Annotated in this window: 15 protein-coding genes and 2 tRNA genes; 15 read left to right on the top strand and 2 right to left on the bottom strand. The window is 57.5% G+C overall.

The genetic code is table 11. The features are described from left to right. Positions 1 to 5: 5 nt before the first annotated feature. Positions 6 to 1,439, bottom strand: coding sequence for a serine-type D-Ala-D-Ala carboxypeptidase (dacB, locus tag FHU12_RS19630; RefSeq protein WP_025305050.1), 1,434 nt, complete (start codon positions 1,437 to 1,439; stop codon positions 6 to 8). Between the two features lie 256 nt (positions 1,440 to 1,695). On the opposite strand from dacB, the gene greA reads away from it, so the two are divergent. Next, positions 1,696 to 2,172 carry a transcription elongation factor GreA gene (greA, locus tag FHU12_RS19625; RefSeq protein WP_025305051.1) on the top strand — a complete coding sequence of 159 codons (477 nt, stop codon included), beginning with the start codon at positions 1,696 to 1,698 and terminating at the stop codon, positions 2,170 to 2,172. Positions 2,173 to 2,284: 112 nt separating this feature from the next. Here greA and yhbY read toward each other — a convergent pair whose 3' ends face one another. After that, a complete protein-coding gene (gene yhbY, locus FHU12_RS19620; protein WP_004933536.1) occupies positions 2,285 to 2,578 on the bottom strand; it encodes a ribosome assembly RNA-binding protein YhbY in 294 nt (97 codons plus the stop codon). A 143-nt stretch (positions 2,579 to 2,721) separates the two neighbouring features. Between yhbY and rlmE the strand changes: the two genes are divergently transcribed. The 14 genes from rlmE to pnp all read left to right on the top strand — a co-directional run bounded on the left by rlmE (position 2,722) and on the right by pnp (position 17,564). Next, positions 2,722 to 3,351, top strand: coding sequence for a 23S rRNA (uridine(2552)-2'-O)-methyltransferase RlmE (rlmE, locus tag FHU12_RS19615; protein WP_004933533.1), 630 nt, complete (start codon positions 2,722 to 2,724; stop codon positions 3,349 to 3,351). Between the two features lie 56 nt (positions 3,352 to 3,407). Continuing rightward, positions 3,408 to 5,339: an ATP-dependent zinc metalloprotease FtsH gene (gene ftsH / locus FHU12_RS19610; protein WP_004933529.1), complete on the top strand. Its 1,932-nt coding sequence runs from the start codon at positions 3,408 to 3,410 to the stop codon at positions 5,337 to 5,339. Positions 5,340 to 5,431: 92 nt separating this feature from the next. Continuing rightward, a complete protein-coding gene (gene folP / locus FHU12_RS19605) occupies positions 5,432 to 6,268 on the top strand; it encodes a dihydropteroate synthase (protein ID WP_141971304.1) in 837 nt (278 codons plus the stop codon). Positions 6,269 to 6,272: 4 nt separating this feature from the next. Further along, positions 6,273 to 7,610: a phosphoglucosamine mutase gene (gene glmM / locus FHU12_RS19600; protein ID WP_141971302.1), complete on the top strand. Its 1,338-nt coding sequence runs from the start codon at positions 6,273 to 6,275 to the stop codon at positions 7,608 to 7,610. 220 nt (positions 7,611 to 7,830) lie between these two features. Continuing rightward, positions 7,831 to 8,166: a preprotein translocase subunit SecG gene (secG, locus tag FHU12_RS19595; RefSeq protein WP_004933519.1), complete on the top strand. Its 336-nt coding sequence runs from the start codon at positions 7,831 to 7,833 to the stop codon at positions 8,164 to 8,166. A gap of 70 nt (positions 8,167 to 8,236) precedes the next feature. Continuing rightward, positions 8,237 to 8,323 (top strand) — tRNA-Leu (locus FHU12_RS19590). Between the two features lie 60 nt (positions 8,324 to 8,383). After that, positions 8,384 to 8,460, top strand: a tRNA-Met gene (locus FHU12_RS19585). A 217-nt stretch (positions 8,461 to 8,677) separates the two neighbouring features. Beyond that, on the top strand, positions 8,678 to 9,130 hold the full coding sequence (gene rimP / locus FHU12_RS19580) for a ribosome maturation factor RimP (RefSeq protein ID WP_004933515.1): 453 nt from the start codon (positions 8,678 to 8,680) through the stop codon (positions 9,128 to 9,130). 21 nt (positions 9,131 to 9,151) lie between these two features. After that, complete coding sequence (nusA, locus tag FHU12_RS19575; RefSeq protein WP_019453340.1) at positions 9,152 to 10,660, top strand: transcription termination factor NusA; 1,509 nt, start codon at positions 9,152 to 9,154, stop codon at positions 10,658 to 10,660. Positions 10,661 to 10,683: 23 nt separating this feature from the next. Continuing rightward, positions 10,684 to 13,371: a translation initiation factor IF-2 gene (gene infB / locus FHU12_RS19570; RefSeq protein WP_141971299.1), complete on the top strand. Its 2,688-nt coding sequence runs from the start codon at positions 10,684 to 10,686 to the stop codon at positions 13,369 to 13,371. Positions 13,372 to 13,441: 70 nt separating this feature from the next. Next, entirely contained in the window at positions 13,442 to 13,852 is a 411-nt protein-coding gene (rbfA, locus tag FHU12_RS19565) for a 30S ribosome-binding factor RbfA (RefSeq protein ID WP_004933508.1), read from the top strand. Beyond that, positions 13,852 to 14,796, top strand: coding sequence for a tRNA pseudouridine(55) synthase TruB (gene truB / locus FHU12_RS19560; protein WP_039567792.1), 945 nt, complete (start codon positions 13,852 to 13,854; stop codon positions 14,794 to 14,796). Before rbfA ends, truB begins: the two co-directional genes overlap by 1 nt. A 124-nt stretch (positions 14,797 to 14,920) precedes the next feature. Beyond that, complete coding sequence (rpsO, locus tag FHU12_RS19555) at positions 14,921 to 15,190, top strand: 30S ribosomal protein S15 (RefSeq protein WP_004933502.1); 270 nt, start codon at positions 14,921 to 14,923, stop codon at positions 15,188 to 15,190. A gap of 256 nt (positions 15,191 to 15,446) precedes the next feature. Continuing rightward, a complete protein-coding gene (gene pnp, locus FHU12_RS19550; RefSeq protein ID WP_025305055.1) occupies positions 15,447 to 17,564 on the top strand; it encodes a polyribonucleotide nucleotidyltransferase in 2,118 nt (705 codons plus the stop codon). The last annotated feature ends 125 nt before the right edge of the window (positions 17,565 to 17,689 follow it).

Here is a 17,689-nt window from a genome sequence, read left to right as displayed (position 1 = left end):
GATCCTCAGTTGTTTTGGTAAATATCCCGATACAGGCGGCTTTCGAAGCGCACCAGCGGGGCGCGGCGCTGTTTCTGATCTTCCGGCGGCACGGCGTAGCCGGAGAGATACTGCACGAAGGCCATGCGCTGGCCGCTGGCGGTGGTGATGAAGCCCGCCAGGTTGTAGACGCCCTGCAGCGCGCCGGTCTTGGCCGACACTTTGCCGTCGACGCCGGCTTCATGCAGGCCGCCGCGGTAACGCAGGGTACCGTCATAGCCGGACAGCGGCAGCATCGAGATGAAGTTCAGCTCGTTATCGTGCTGAGCGATGTACTGCAGCGCCTGCATCATGGTCGCCGGCGCCAGCAGGTTGTGGCGCGACAGACCGGAGCCGTCGGCGATGATGGTATTACCCAGATCGATGCCGGCCTTCTGGCGCAGCACCTGCCGCACCGCATCGGAACCCGCTCGCCAGGTGCCCGGCACGCCGAAGCGTTCGTGGCCGATGGTGCGGAAGACGGTGTCGGCGATCATGTTGTCCGATTTCTTCAGCATGATCTTCAACAGATCGTGCAGCGGCGCCGACTGGGTTTGCGCGATCACCGTGCCGGTGATGCCAGGGCGCGTCTGGCGCTTCAAGTGCCCATCGATCTGGATGCCGGCCTGGGTCAGTTCGTCTTTCAGGATGGCACCCGCGTAGCTGGCACCGTCCTGGATGGCGAAGGCCAACGGCAGCGGTTCGCTGCGCTGCGTCAGGCAGCCGGTCAGGGTAAAGCGGTTCAGCTCGCCCGGCACCACGTCCAGCTCGCAGTACTGCGCGTCTGCTGAACCGCGCGCCAGGGTGCGCACCTGGCTAAACATATTGACCGGATAATAGGAGGCGACGCGGATAAACGCCATGTCGCCCGGATTCGGCGCGCTGTACAGCGAGACCGAGAAACAGTTGCGATCGACGATGGCGGCGGCCGGTGGCGCGCTGAAGCACTGTGTCAGATCGTTCCACGGCCAGCCGGGCGCTTTGTCATGGCTGGCGAAGACCGAGGTATCGACCAGGACGTCGCCGCTGATTTGGCGCACGCCCTGTTTCTTCAGGACGGCTACCATATTGCGCAGGCTCTGGCGCTTGAAGGTCGGATCGCCGCTGAAGCGGGCGATCAGGTTGCCGCGCAGCACGCCATCGCGGATATCGCCCTGGCTCTCCAGCGTGGTGGTGAAACGGTAATCGGGCCCGAGTTGCAGCAAGGCCGCCAGCGCCGTCAGCACTTTTTGGGTACTGGCCGGCAGCGCCATCTGCTGAGAGTGATAATCGATCGTCGGCGCGCCGGCACCGATTTTCTGAACGACCAGGGCAAGGTTGGCCCCATCAGGCAGATATTGTGTGTACTCTTCAACCGGGGCCGCATTCGCATTCAGAACAAATGCGCAAGCCAATGCACTGACAATTCGTGAAAAACGCATAATCTCGGGATAACAGCTGGATAACGTGCCGTCATACTACGGTGCAATCAGGGAAAAAGTAAACGATGACCCTCAAGGAACTCTAGGCTAAAATGCGCATCAAAATGCAAAACCAATCTTGGCTTGGGCCTCGTTCCGAGTCAGGTTTCTTTTGTTTGTCGCCTGGAGGCGGGTGGCGGTATGCCAACCGTGTTTTCATACGAATACGTCAGGATGACGGTTATTTGAACAGGAAAGATTTAGAGGTATTTATACGATGAACCAAATTCCGATGACCTTGTTTGGCGCTGAAAAACTGCGCGAAGAGCTCGAATATCTGAAAAGCGTGCGCCGCCCGAAAATCATTGCGGATATCGCTGACGCCCGTGAGCACGGCGATTTGAAAGAGAATGCCGAGTACCACGCCGCCCGCGAACAGCAGGGTTTCTGCGAAGGCCGCATTCAGGAAATCGAAGCCAAGCTGTCCAATGCTCAGGTGATCGATATCACCAAGATGCCGAACACCGGCCGGGTGATCTTCGGCGCCACCGTATCGGTGATGAATCTGGACAGTGAAGAAGAAGTGACTTACCGCATCGTTGGCGACGACGAGGCCGATTTCAAGAAAAATCTGATTTCGGTAAACTCGCCGATGGCGCGCGGCCTGATCGGCAAAGAGCAAGACGACGTGGTGGTGATCAAAACCCCCGGCGGCGACGTGGAATACGAGATCCTGAAGGTCGAGTATCTCTGATCGAGGCCGTTGGTCATTAATGCGCCAACGTTTTGTAAAGATAGGAAAAAGGCCGCAAGCGGCCTTTTATCTTCGTCAGGCGCATGGCACCTTTTCGTTAACCTGATGGTTATTAACGCGGTAGACTGATCTTGCGCTCTTTCGACGGGCGGTAAAGAATAAGCGTACTGCCGATAACTTGCACATTGCAGGCGCCCGTTTCACGCACGATAGCGTCGGCGATCAGGGTTTTGGTTTCGCGATCTTCAGCGGCGATTTTCACCTTGATCAGCTCATGATGCTCCAGAGCCTGTTCAATTTCAGCCAGCACCCCTTCGGTAAGACCGTTATTGCCCAGCATCACCACCGGTTTTAACGGATGCGCCAGGCCTTTCAGGTGCTGTTTTTGTTTATTATTCAGATTCATTGTCTTTTTTGCTTAAGTTGGGATTGAAAACGGTACATTCTACCGCCATCTCATGTATATCACCAAATCGGTCTTCACCGGTGTGAGTCTACGTGAGCAGCGACCCTGACATAAGACTCTTTTTATGATAGTTGGAAAACGAGATGGCTAATAAAAAGCGTTCGGCTAGCTCCAGTCGCTGGTTACAAGAACACTTTAGCGATAAATATGTACAGCAGGCGCAGAAAAAGGGACTGCGTTCCCGTGCCTGGTTTAAACTTGATGAAATACAGCAGAGCGACAAACTGTTCAAACCGGGCATGACCGTGGTTGATCTCGGCGCCGCACCGGGCGGCTGGTCGCAGTATGTGGTCACCCAAATCGGCGGTACCGGGCGCATCATCGCCTGTGATATTTTGCCAATGGATCCTATCGTTGGCGTCGATTTCCTTCAGGGCGATTTTCGTGATGAACTGGTGCTGAAGGCGCTGTTGGAACGAGTAGGTGAGAGTAAGGTTCAGGTGGTCATGTCCGATATGGCCCCGAATATGAGTGGCACCCCGGCGGTCGATATTCCAAGGTCGATGTATCTGGTGGAGTTGGCGCTGGATATGTGTCGTGATGTCCTCGCACCAGGCGGAAGTTTCCTGGTGAAGGTGTTCCAGGGAGATGGCTTTGACGAGTACCTACGGGAAATTCGCTCCCTGTTTACGAAGGTTAAGATTCGTAAGCCAGACGCTTCCCGCGCCCGTTCGCGCGAAGTGTACATTGTAGCGACAGGGCGCAAACTGTAGTACCCTAACGCTGTTTGTTAACACAGTTGTAAGATGAGGTTAATCCCTTGAGTGACATGGCGAAAAACCTAATTCTCTGGTTAGTCATCGCGGTAGTGTTGATGTCTGTATTCCAGAGCTTTGGGCCCAGCGAGTCGAATGGCCGTAGGGTGGATTACTCTACCTTCATGTCCGAACTGACCCAAGACCAGGTTCGCGAAGCGCGAATCAACGGACGTGAAATTAACGTTACCAAGAAAGACAGTAACAAATACACGACCTACATCCCTGTCAACGATCCTAAGTTGCTGGATACGTTGTTAACGAAGAATGTGAAAGTTGTCGGCGAGCCGCCTGAAGAGCCGAGCCTGCTGGCTTCTATCTTTATCTCCTGGTTCCCGATGCTGTTGCTGATCGGGGTCTGGATCTTCTTTATGCGGCAAATGCAGGGCGGCGGCGGCAAGGGCGCGATGTCCTTCGGCAAGAGCAAGGCCCGCATGCTGACGGAAGACCAGATCAAGACCACTTTCGCCGATGTCGCCGGTTGTGACGAAGCGAAAGAAGAGGTGAGTGAACTGGTGGAATACCTGCGCGAACCGAGCCGTTTCCAGAAGCTGGGCGGCAAGATCCCGAAAGGCGTGCTGATGGTTGGCCCGCCGGGGACCGGTAAAACGCTGTTGGCGAAAGCGATCGCCGGCGAAGCGAAGGTACCGTTCTTCACCATTTCCGGTTCCGACTTCGTCGAAATGTTCGTCGGCGTGGGTGCATCCCGCGTGCGCGACATGTTCGAACAAGCGAAGAAAGCCGCGCCGTGCATCATCTTCATCGATGAAATCGACGCCGTCGGTCGCCAGCGTGGCGCCGGCCTGGGTGGCGGTCACGATGAGCGCGAGCAGACCCTGAACCAGATGCTGGTTGAGATGGACGGTTTTGAAGGCAACGAGGGCATCATCGTCATCGCGGCCACCAACCGTCCGGACGTGCTTGACCCTGCGCTGCTGCGCCCGGGCCGCTTCGACCGTCAGGTCGTGGTCGGGCTGCCGGATGTGCGTGGCCGTGAGCAAATCCTGAAGGTGCACATGCGCCGCGTGCCGTTGGCTGCTGACATCGACGCCTCCGTCATTGCGCGCGGTACGCCGGGCTTCTCCGGTGCCGACCTGGCTAACCTGGTCAACGAAGCGGCGCTGTTCGCCGCCCGCGGCAACAAGCGCGTGGTGTCGATGGTGGAGTTCGAGAAAGCCAAAGACAAGATCATGATGGGTGCGGAACGTCGCTCCATGGTGATGACCGAAGCGCAGAAAGAGTCGACCGCGTATCACGAAGCGGGCCACGCCATCATCGGCCGCCTGGTTCCTGAACACGATCCGGTACACAAGGTGACGATCATTCCTCGCGGACGCGCGCTCGGCGTGACCTTCTTCCTGCCGGAAGGGGATGCGATCAGCGCCAGCCGTCAGAAGCTGGAGAGCCAAATATCCACCCTGTACGGCGGCCGACTGGCGGAAGAGATCATCTACGGGCCGGAAAAAGTCTCTACCGGTGCGTCGAACGACATCAAAGTGGCGACCTCCATCGCCCGCAACATGGTGACCCAGTGGGGCTTCTCCGAGAAGCTGGGGCCGCTGCTGTATGCGGAAGAAGAGGGCGAAGTGTTCCTGGGCCGTTCCGTGGCCAAGGCGAAGCACATGTCGGATGAAACCGCGCGTATCATCGACCAGGAAGTGAAGTCGCTGATCGAACGTAACTACACGCGTGCTCGTTCGCTGTTGATGGAAAACATGGACATCCTGCATTCGATGAAGGATGCGCTGATGAAGTATGAAACCATCGATGCGCCGCAGATCGACGATCTGATGAACCGCAAAGACGTGCGTCCGCCGGCAGGTTGGGACGATGCGAACAAAGGCAACAGCTCCGACAACGGCGGCACCCCGAAAGCCCCGACGCCGGTAGATGAGCCGCGCACCCCAACGCCGGGCAACACCATGTCCGAACAGCTCGACAAGTAACAGCGGCTGTGTAATAACATCAAACCCCGGTACGCCGGGGTTTTTTTTTGCCCGGCGGGCAGTGAACCAGGCAACAGTAAGGTGGACCAACCATGCAGTTAACCGTGCGCGACATGACGCTCAACCTCTCCTATCCGCAGGTGATGGGTATCCTCAACGTGACGCCGGATTCGTTTTCCGACGGCGGCCGCCACAACACGCTGAACCAGGCGCTGCTGCACGCGCATGCGCTGATTTCGGCCGGTGCCACGATGATCGATATCGGCGGTGAATCGACAAGGCCGGGGGCGGCGGAGGTGAGCGAAGAGGAAGAGCTTGAGCGGGTCGTGCCGGTGGTGGAAGCGCTGGCGCAGCGTTTTGAAGTCTTCATCTCGGTCGATACCTCGAAAGCGGGCGTGATCCGCGAATCGGCACACGCCGGCGCACATCTGATCAACGACATTCGTTCGCTGCAGGAGCCGGGTGCTCTGACGGCGGCGGCGGAAAGCGGTCTGCCGGTCTGCCTGATGCATATGCAAGGGCAGCCGCGCACCATGCAACAGGCGCCGCACTACGATGACCTGATTGCCGATGTTCAGGCGTTTTTCGAGCATCATATTCAGCGCTGTAACGAGGCGGGGATAACAAATCAGAAATTGCTGCTCGACCCAGGCTTCGGTTTCGGTAAAAATTTGGCGCACAACTATCAGCTTCTGGCACGGTTGTCGGAGTTTCATCGTTTTGGTTTGCCGCTGTTGGTCGGCATGTCGCGCAAATCGATGATTGGACAACTGCTGAACGTGCCGCCGGATCAACGGATTATCGGCAGCGTGGCCTGCGCGGTGATCGCGGCGATGCAGGGTGCGCAGATTGTCAGAGTGCATGACGTTAAAGAAACCGTCGAGGCGATGCGTGTCGTCGAGGCAACACTTTCAGCTAAGGGACAGTAGAGACATGAGCGAGCGCAAATATTTTGGCACCGACGGCATCCGTGGCAAGGTCGGGGACAGCCCCATCACGCCGGACTTCGTGCTGAAGCTGGGCTGGGCGGCCGGTAAAGTGCTGGCGCGTCACGGTTCCCGCAAGATCATCATCGGTAAGGATACGCGCATCTCCGGCTATATGCTGGAGTCCGCTCTGGAAGCCGGCCTGGCGGCCGCTGGATTGTCCGCTTCCTTCACCGGGCCGATGCCCACCCCGGCGGTGGCTTATCTGACGCGCACCTTCCGCGCCGAGGCGGGCATTGTCATTTCCGCTTCGCATAACCCGTTCTATGACAACGGCATCAAATTCTTCTCGATCGACGGCGCCAAGCTGCCGGACAACGTCGAAGAAGCGATTGAAGCCGAGATGGAAAAGCCGCTGACCTGCGTGGAGTCCGCCGAGCTGGGTAAAGCCAGCCGCATCATCGACGCCGCCGGCCGCTACATCGAATTCTGCAAAGGCACCTTCCCGAGCGAGCTGAGCCTGAAGGGGCTGAAAATCGTGGTCGATTGCGCCAACGGGGCGACTTACCACATCGCGCCGAGCGTGCTGCGCGAGCTGGGCGCCACGGTGATCGCCATCGGCGTTGAGCCGGACGGCATGAACATCAACGAAAAATGTGGTGCCACCGACGTGCGTCAGCTGCAGGAGCGCGTACTGAAGGAAAAAGCGCACGTTGGCCTGGCGTTCGACGGCGACGGCGACCGCGTGATGATGGTGGACCACCTGGGCAACAAGGTGGACGGCGATCAGATCCTGTACATCATCGCCCGCGAAGGCCTGCGTCAGGGGCAGCTGCGCGGCGGCGCGGTCGGCACCCTGATGAGCAATATGGGGCTGGAGCTGGCGCTGAAACAGCTGGGCATTCCGTTCGCTCGTGCCAAAGTGGGCGACCGTTACGTGCTGGAGAAGCTGCAGGAGCTGGGCTGGCGCATCGGTGCGGAAAACTCGGGCCATGTGATCCTGCTGGACAAAACCACCACCGGCGACGGCATCGTGGCCGGGTTGCAGGTGCTGACCGCCATGGTGCGCAACCACATGAGCCTGCATGACCTGTGCAGCGGCATGAAGCTGCTGCCGCAGATCCTGGTCAACGTCCGCTTCGCCGGCGAGCATAATCCGCTGGAGTCTGAAGCGGTGCGTAAGGTCACCGAGCAGGTGGAAACCGAACTGGCCGGCCGTGGCCGGGTGCTGCTGCGTAAATCGGGCACCGAGCCGCTGATCCGCGTGATGGTGGAAGGCGAGGACGAGCAGCAGGTGACCGCGCTGGCGCATCGCATCGCCGATGCGGTGAAATCAGCAGGTTAAAACAGACAGTTAGCCATCGGGCTTGGCATCGCTGAGCCCGAATAGATGATTGTTGGCGTTTTTTTCCGCAAACGCGCCGGCGGCAGCAAATTGCCCTTGCGCGGGTTGGCGGCTTTGGTTAGTATTCACACCCGCTTCAGTAGGCAGTTTGTAAAAACGCCTGCTTGATGAGTGTGAAGCATTTGGCATGCGGTGAGGCCGCAAGGATACGGGTACTACTATGTACGAAGCTCTTCTGGTAATTTTCCTGCTGATCTCAATCGGGCTGGTCGCTCTGATTATGCTGCAGCAAGGTAAAGGCGCTGATATGGGAGCCTCTTTCGGAGCAGGTGCATCAGGCACGTTGTTCGGTTCGAGTGGTTCCGGTAACTTTATGACCCGCATGACTGCTGTGCTGGCGACGCTGTTCTTCGTCATCAGCCTGATTCTGGGCAACCTCAGCAGCAACCAAAGCAAGAAAGGCAGCGAGTGGGAAAACCTGGGTCAGCCAGTGAAAACTGAGCAGACAACCGCGCCGGCAGCACCTGCCAAGCCGAGCAGCGATATCCCGCAATAAGCCGCAACAAAGTTTGAAAACGGTGGTTGTGAACTCGAAAGAACAACGGCCGTTAGCAGTAAGAATCAGTACCGAGGTGGTGGAATTGGTAGACACGCTACCTTGAGGTGGTAGTGCCCTAACGGGCTTGTGGGTTCGAGTCCCATCCTCGGTACCAAATCCCAGAGATAACTTGCAATTTTGCGATTATCGGCGTAGTATTTGCCACGTTTTCGGACGCGGGGTGGAGCAGCCTGGTAGCTCGTCGGGCTCATAACCCGAAGGTCGTCGGTTCAAATCCGGCCCCCGCAACCACTTTCCTTTAAGTGTTTATTTTCAAATACACTTTTCGATTGAAACCCGCTTTTCTCGATCAACATTTGAAAATGACACTTGCTCGAAAGTTGTACCGAGGCCGCCTAGCGGCAAACAGGGTCCAGTTGCATAAAGCCCCGATTTTTCGGGGTTTTTTGTTATTTGGCAACAGAATCACTGGGCTATTTAGCCCTTTTTTTATGTCTTGGGGGTGGGCTTGTCCACATTAGAGCAACAGTTAACAGAGATGCTTTCGGCACCCGTAGAAGCGTTGGGCTTTGAGCTTGTAGGCATCGAATTCATTCGTGCGCGCCAATCGACGCTCCGCATCTATATTGATAGTGATAACGGCATCAATGTTGATGATTGCGCTGATGTCAGCCACCAGGTCAGCGCTGTATTGGACGTCGAAGATCCAATCACGGTCGCTTACAACTTGGAAGTCTCCTCTCCTGGCCTTGATCGCCCGATGTTCACCGCAGAACACTATACGCGTTACCTCGGTGAAGAAGTCAGCCTGGTCCTGCGCATGGCGGTACAGAACCGTCGCAAGTGGCAGGGTATTATCAAGTCTGTCGAAGGCGAGATGATCACGGTTACTGTGGAAGGGAAAGATGAAGTGTTCGCGCTGAGCAACATCCAGAAAGCGAACCTGGTACCCCACTTTTAAAGTTTGGAAGAGGCAACTAGGATGAACAAAGAGATTCTGGCTGTTGTTGAAGCAGTTTCCAATGAAAAATCCCTTCCGCGCGAGAAGATTTTCGAAGCGCTGGAAACTGCATTAGCCACCGCAACCAAGAAAAAATACGAGCAGGAAATCGACGTGCGCGTCAGCATTGACCGCAGAACCGGCGATTTCGATACCTTCCGCCGTTGGGTCGCCGTAGACGAAGTGACTCAGCCAACGCGTGAAATTACGCTGGAAGCCGCTCAGTTTGAAGATCCGAGCATTGAGCTCGGCGGTTACGTCGAAGATCAGATCGAATCCGTGACCTTTGACCGTATCACCACCCAAACCGCCAAGCAGGTTATCGTGCAGAAAGTGCGCGAAGCCGAGCGTGCGATGGTGGTTGACGCTTTCCGTGAACACGAAGGTGAGATCGTCACTGGCGTGGTGAAGAAAGTGAACCGTGACAGCATCGCGCTGGATCTGGGCAACAACGCCGAAGCGGTGATTGGCCGTGAAGACATGTTGCCGCGCGAAAACTTCCGCCCGGGCGACCGCATTCGCGGCGTACTGTACGCCGTGCGTCCTGAAGCTCGCGGCGCGCAGCTGTTCGTCAGCCGTTCCAGCTCGGAAATGCTGAAAGAACTGTTCCGCATCGAAGTGCCGGAAATCGGCGAAGAAGTGATTGAAATTAAAGCGGCAGCCCGCGATCCTGGCTCCCGTGCGAAAATTGCAGTGAAAACCAACGACAAGCGCATCGACCCGGTCGGCGCCTGCGTAGGTATGCGCGGTGCGCGCGTTCAGGCCGTGTCGAGCGAGCTCGGCGGCGAACGTATCGACATCATCCTGTGGGATGATAACCCAGCGCAATTCGTCATCAACGCCATGGCGCCGGCCGACGTCGCGTCGATCGTGGTAGACGAAGATAACTGCACTATGGATATCGCCGTTGAAGCCAGCAACCTGGCGCAGGCGATCGGCCGTAACGGCCAAAACGTGCGTTTGGCTTCCCAGCTGCTGAAACAACACCGCGGCGACGATCGTTGGGAACTGAACGTGATGACGGCGGACGACCTGCAGGCCAAGCACCAGGCCGAGGCTCATGCCGCTATTGATACCTTCACCAAGTATCTTGATATCGACGAAGATTTCGCCACCGTACTGGTTGAAGAAGGCTTCTCCACGCTGGAAGAGCTGGCCTACGTGCCGATCAAAGAGCTGTTGGAAATCGACGGTCTGGATGAAGATACGGTTGAAGCATTGCGCGAACGCGCCAAAGCTGCATTGACCACGCTGGCCCTGGCACAAGAAGAAAGCCTGGGCGACAACAAACCGGCCGACGATTTGCTCAACCTGCCGGGTCTTGAGCGCAGCATGGCCTTTAAACTGGCCGCGCGTGGGGTTTGTACGCTGGAAGATCTTGCCGAGCAGGGTGTTGACGATCTGGCTGATATTGAAGGGCTTAGCGATGAGCAAGCCGGCGAGCTGATCATGGCTGCACGCAATATCTGTTGGTTTGGCGACAACGCGTAATAACTGTAGCAGGAAGGAACAGCATGACGACAGATGTAACCGTAAAATCGCTGGCAGCAGAGATTCAGACTCCGGTTGATCGCCTGGTACAGCAGTTTGCTGATGCAGGGATCAACAAGTCCGAGTCGGACTCTGTTACCCAGCAAGAAAAAGAAACATTGCTGGCGCACCTGAACCGTGAACACGGCAGCGCGCCGGGTAAACTCACTTTGCAGCGCAAAACGCGCAGCACCTTGAATATCCCGAGCACCGGCGGTAAAAGTAAATCGGTGCAAATTGAGGTCCGCAAGAAACGCACTTATGTAAATCGCGATACGCAGGAAGCCCAGTTGGCTGAAGCGGCAGAGCAGGCACAGCGTGAAGCGGAAGAGCAGGCACGGCGCGAAGCGGAAGAGCTCGCAAAACGCGAAGCGGAAGCGAAGCGCGCAGCCGAAGAGCAAGCCAAACGTGAGGCCGCGGAGATTGCTAAGCGTAATTCAGCGGAAAAAGAAAAAGTGACCAATCAACATACCGACGAAATGACCAAGCCAGCTCAGGCGGAAAAAGCACGCCGTGAAGCCGAAGCCGCTGAACTGAAACGTAAAGCGGAAGAGGAAGTGCGCCGCAAGGTTGAAGAGGAAGCCAAGCGCGTAGCGGAAGAAGCCCGTCGCATGGCCGAAGAGAACGGCGAGAAGTGGGCCCAGGCCGACGCGGCAAGCGCCGCGGTTGAAAGCGCCGACTATCACGTGACCACCTCTCAGCACGCCCGTGCCGCGGAAGACGAAAACGACGCCAAAGTTGAAGGCGATCGTCGTAGCCGCACCCGCGGCGGCAAAGCGACCAAACAGAAGAAAGGCAACAAGCTGTCCGAATCCAAAGCGGATCGCGAAGAAGCGCGTGCCGTTACCCGTGGCGGTAAAGGTAAACGCAAGCCTAGCACTCTGCAGCAGGGCTTCAACAAGCCGGCGCAGGTGGTTAACCGTGACGTGGTGATCGGTGAAACCATCACCGTGGCCGAGCTGGCCAACAAGATGGCGGTAAAAGGTTCTCAGGTCATCAAAGTGATGATGAAGCTGGGCGCCATGGCCACCATCAACCAGGTTATCGACCAGGAAACCGCACAGCTGGTTGCCGAAGAGATGGGCCACAAAGTTATCCTGCGTCGTGAAAACGAGCTGGAAGAAGCGCTGATGAGCGACCGTGATACGGGCGCTGCGGCCGAGCCGCGCGCGCCGGTCGTGACCATCATGGGCCACGTTGACCACGGTAAAACCTCTCTGCTGGACTACATCCGCTCCACCAAAGTGGCAGCGGGCGAAGCCGGCGGCATTACCCAGCACATCGGTGCCTACCACGTAGAAACCGAGAACGGCATGATCACCTTCCTGGATACCCCGGGCCACGCCGCGTTTACCTCGATGCGTGCTCGCGGTGCTCAGGCGACTGACATCGTGGTTCTGGTGGTAGCGGCCGACGACGGCGTGATGCCACAGACCATCGAAGCTATCCAGCACGCGAAAGCGGCGCAGGTGCCGTTGGTGGTTGCGGTGAACAAAATCGACAAGCCGGAAGCCGATCCGGACCGCGTTAAGCAGGAACTGTCTCAGTACGGCGTGATGCCGGAAGAGTGGGGCGGCGAAGCGCAGTTCGTCCACGTGTCCGCGAAAGCCGGTACCGGTATCGACGAGCTGCTGCAGGCTATCCTGCTGCAGGCCGAAGTTCTGGAACTGAAAGCGGTACGCAGCGGCATGGCGAGCGGCGTGGTGATCGAGTCCTTCCTGGATAAAGGCCGTGGCCCAGTGGCTACCGTTCTGGTTCAGGAAGGTACGCTGAACAAGGGCGACATCGTCCTGTGCGGCTTCGAATACGGCCGTGTGCGTGCGATGCGCGACGAGCTGGGCCGTGAAGTGACCTCTGCCGGTCCGTCTATCCCTGTGGAAATCCTGGGTCTGTCCAGCGTGCCTGCAGCGGGTGATGAAGCGACCGTGGTGCGCGACGAGAAGAAAGCGCGTGAAGTGGCGCTGTACCGTCAGGGCAAGTTCCGCGAAGTCAAACTGGCGCGTCAGCAGAAGTCCAAGCTGGAAAACATGTTCGCCAACATGACCGACGGCGAAGTGTCCGAGCTGAACATCGTACTGAAGTCCGACGTACAGGGTTCTTGCGAAGCGATCAGCGACTCGCTGCTGAAACTCTCCACCGACGAAGTGAAGGTGAAGATTGTCGGCTCCGGCGTAGGTGGGATCACCGAAACCGACGCGACGTTGGCTGCGGCTTCCAACGCCATCATCCTGGGCTTCAACGTGCGTGCCGACGCTTCTGCGCGCCGCGTAATCGAAGCGGAAAGCCTGGATCTGCGTTACTACTCCGTGATCTATAACCTGATCGACGAAGTGAAGCAGGCGATGAGCGGTATGCTGGCGCCGGAATACAAGCAGCAGATCATCGGCCTGGCCGAAGTGCGCGACGTGTTCAAATCGCCTAAGTTCGGCGCTATCGCCGGCTGTATGGTTACCGAAGGGACCATCAAGCGTCACAACCCAATCCGCGTACTGCGCGACAACGTGGTTATCTATGAAGGCGAGCTGGAATCCCTGCGCCGCTTCAAAGATGACGTTAACGAAGTCCGTAACGGCATGGAATGTGGTATCGGCGTTAAGAACTATAACGACGTGCGCGTCGGCGACATGATCGAAGTGTTCGAAATCATTGAGATCCAACGCACCATCGCTTAACGATTGCACATCTGCTTATATCTGTTTACGGGGGGCCTTTGTGCCCCCCGATTTGTCTGGAGAATCCAAAATGGCAAAAGAATTCAGCCGCGGTCAACGCGTGGCGCAAGAGATGCAGAAAGAGATTGCGATCATTCTGCAGCGTGAAGTTAAAGATCCGCGCGTCGGCATGGCGACCGTTTCCGGCGTGGAAGTGTCCCGCGACCTGGCGTATGCCAAGGTTTACGTCACCTTCCTGAACGTATTGACCGAGAACCACGATCCGGATCTGGTCACCAACGGCATCAAAGCGTTGCAGGACGCTTCCGGTTATATCCGCACCCTGCTGGGCAAAGCGATGCGCCTGCGCGTGGTGCCGGAGCTGACCTTCGCTTACGACAACTCCCTGGTGGAAGGCATGCGCATGTCCAACCTGGTGACCAACGTGGTGAAGAACGACGCCGAGCGCCGTTCCGCCTCAGGCGATGACAAGGAGGATTAATGAGTCGCCCTCGTCGCCGCGGCCGTGACATCCACGGCGTGCTGTTGCTGGACAAGCCGCAGGGGTTGTCGTCCAACGATGCGCTGCAAAAAGTAAAACGCCTGTACAACGCCAACCGAGCGGGCCACACCGGCGCGCTCGATCCCTTGGCGACCGGCATGCTGCCTATCTGCCTGGGCGAAGCGACCAAGTTTTCGCAATATCTGCTCGACTCCGACAAGCGTTATCGGGTGATCGCCAAGCTGGGGCAGCGTACCGATACCTCCGACGCCGACGGCCAGATCGTGCAGGAGCGTCCGGTGAACTTCACCCAGGCGCAGCTCGACGCGGCGCTGGACACCTTCCGCGGCGACATCCAGCAGGTGCCGTCGATGTATTCGGCGTTGAAATACCAGGGCAAGAAACTCTACGAGTATGCGCGCCAGGGGATTGAAGTGCCGCGCGAAGCGCGCAGCATCACGGTGTACGAGCTGCAGTTTATCCGCTGGGAAGGGGATGAGCTGGAGCTGGAGATCCACTGCTCGAAAGGCACCTATATCCGCACCATCACCGACGATCTCGGCGAGCTGCTGGGCTGCGGCGCGCACGTGATCTATCTGCGCCGCCTGCAGGTGGCGACTTATCCGATCGCGCGCATGGTGACGCTGGAACAGCTGAACGCTTTGCTGGCTCAGGCGCAGGAACAAGCGATCGCGCCCGGCGAGCTGCTCGATCCGTTGCTGATGCCGATGGACAGCCCGGTTGAGAACTATCCGGAAGTGAATTTGCTGCCGGTGGTCGCGGGTTACGTCAAGCAGGGGCAACCGGTGCAAGTGGCCGGCGCGCCGGCTTCCGGCCTGGTGCGTATCACCGAGGGTGAAGAGCGAAAATTCATCGGCGTTGGCGACATCGCCGAGGATGGTCGCGTGGCGCCGCGCCGCCTGGTGGTCGAGCATTTCGACTGACGGCGGGGCACTGCGTCGCCTTGCGATCGCACTGCGCTAAGAGTAGAATGGCGCAGCTTATGCATTGGGTTGCTGAATTAGAGATCGGCGCCTGTTTTTATTATCTATAATCTGGAGTATTACAATGTCTCTAAGTGTTGAAGCTAAAGCTCAAATCGTAGCTGATTTCGGTCGTGGTACTAACGACAGCGGTTCTACCGAAGTTCAGGTTGCCCTGCTGACTGCGCAGATCAACCATCTGCAAGGCCACTTCTCCGAGCACAAAAAAGATCACCACAGCCGTCGTGGTCTGCTGCGTATGGTTTCTCAGCGTCGTAAGCTGCTGGACTACCTGAAGCGTAAAGATGTAGCACGTTACACCAGCCTGATCGAGCGTCTGGGTCTGCGTCGTTAATCTAGCAAGTTTCAGTGGAAAGGGGCCTATTTTGGCCCCTTTCTTCTAGGAAGCATAAGCAAATCAGGTTAATGTATTACTGATGTTTCCAAACAGGTTCTTCCGTTACAGAGGTTCGCGCGGCTAATGAGAGGCTTTATCTCCTGCCTGAGATAAGGATTGTCATTAGTCGCGAGGATGTAGTGAGAAGGCAAATCGAGTCACAGGCGTGTCGAGTCGTCAATGCGATTGCGCGCCGCTAATCAAGGATATAATTTTGCTGACACCGATCATTCGCAAATTCCAGTATGGCCAGCATACCGTCACCATCGAAACCGGTATGATGGCTCGTCAAGCCACCGCTGCCGTTATGGTGAGCATGGATGACACCGCCGTATTCGTTACCGTCGTTGGCCAGAAAAAAGCCAAGCCGGGCCAGAGCTTCTTCCCGCTGACCGTTAACTACCAAGAGCGTACTTACGCCGCCGGCCGTATCCCGGGCAGCTTCTTCCGTCGCGAAGGCCGTCCGAGCGAAGGCGAGACGCTGACTTCCCGTCTGATTGACCGTCCGATCCGCCCACTGTTCCCGGACAGCTTCCTGAACGAAGTTCAGGTGATCGCGACCGTAGTTTCCGTTAACCCGCAGGTGAACCCGGACATCGTTGCGATGATCGGTGCCTCTGCCGCCCTGAGCCTGTCCGGTATCCCGTTCAACGGCCCAATCGGCGCAGCGCGCGTAGGTTACATTAACGATCAGTACGTGCTGAACCCGACGACTGACGAGCTGAAAGAAAGCCGTCTGGATCTGGTGGTTGCCGGTACTGCAGGCGCGGTGCTGATGGTTGAATCCGAAGCGGAAGTGCTGAGCGAAGATCAGATGCTGGGCGCCGTGGTGTTCGGCCACGACCAGCAGCAAGTGGTTATCGAAAACATCAACTCCCTGGTTGCCGAAGCCGGCAAGCCGAAGTGGGATTGGCAGGCCCCTGCGGTCAACGAAGCGCTGCACGCGCGCGTGGCTGAACTGGCCGAAGCTCGCCTGGGCGACGCTTACCACATCACCGAAAAACAAGAGCGTTACGCTCAGGTTGACGCGATCAAAGACAGCGTTGTTGAAACCCTGCTGGCGCAGGACGAAACGCTGGACGCCGGCGAAATCCAGGACATCCTGGGCAACGTCGAGAAGAACGTGGTGCGCAGCCGCGTACTGCGTGGCGAGCCGCGTATCGACGGCCGTGAAAAAGACATGATCCGTGGCCTGGACGTGCGCACCGGCGTACTGCCGCGCACCCACGGTTCCGCGCTGTTCACCCGTGGCGAAACTCAGGCGCTGGTTACCGCGACCCTGGGCACCGCGCGCGACGCACAGAACCTGGACGAGCTGATGGGCGAGAAGACCGACAGCTTCCTGTTCCACTACAACTTCCCTCCGTACTCCGTAGGCGAAACCGGCATGGTCGGTTCTCCTAAGCGTCGTGAAATCGGTCACGGTCGCCTGGCGAAACGTGGCGTATTGGCTATGATGCCTAAACCGGAAGATTTCCCGTACACGGTTCGCGTCGTGTCTGAAATCACCGAATCCAACGGTTCTTCTTCCATGGCTTCCGTGTGCGGCGCATCTCTGGCGCTGATGGACGCCGGTGTGCCAATCAAGGCTGCCGTTGCGGGTATCGCGATGGGCCTGGTGAAAGAAGCCGATAACTTTGTGGTTCTGTCCGACATTCTGGGTGACGAAGATCACCTGGGCGACATGGACTTTAAAGTGGCCGGTAGCCGCGACGGTATCACCGCGCTGCAGATGGACATTAAAATCGAAGGCATCACCCGCGAGATCATGCAGGTGGCTCTGAACCAGGCCAAGGGTGCGCGTCTGCACATCCTGGGCGTAATGGAACAGGCTATCAGCTCCCCGCGCGGCGATATCTCCGAATTCGCACCGCGTATTCATACTATCCGCATCAACCCGGATAAAATCAAAGACGTGATCGGTAAGGGCGGTTCCGTTATCCGCGCACTGACCGAAGAGACTGGCACTACCATCGAAATTGAAGATGATGGTACAGTTAAAATCGCTGCGACCGACGGTGAGAAGGCGAAATTCGCTATCCGTCGTATCGAAGAGATCACGGCAGAGATCGAAGTGGGCCGTATCTATCAGGGTAAAGTGACCCGTATCGTTGATTTCGGCGCGTTCGTCGCTATCGGCGGTGGTAAAGAAGGTCTGGTACACATTTCTCAGATCGCCGACAAGCGCGTCGAGAAAGTGACCGACTATCTGCAGATGGGTCAGGAAGTGCCGGTTAAGGTGCTGGAAGTTGACCGTCAGGGCCGCGTGCGTCTGAGCATCAAAGAAGCGATGGCGCCGGAAGCGGGTTCACCTGCGCCTGAAGCAGAATAACTGTATAGATAGTTTTACAGCTCCCCGCCATGGGGTTGGGAGCTGTTCGTATCGCGCGGGTAGGATGCCCGCGTTTTAGCAAACGGAGGACAGGACGTTCATCCAATGTTTGTCTTCGGGAGTGG

It is taken from the genome of Serratia marcescens (assembly GCF_006715005.1).
GTDB classification, from domain to species: Bacteria; Pseudomonadota; Gammaproteobacteria; order Enterobacterales; family Enterobacteriaceae; genus Serratia; species Serratia montpellierensis.
This window is presented reverse-complemented; position numbering and strand designations above follow the sequence as displayed.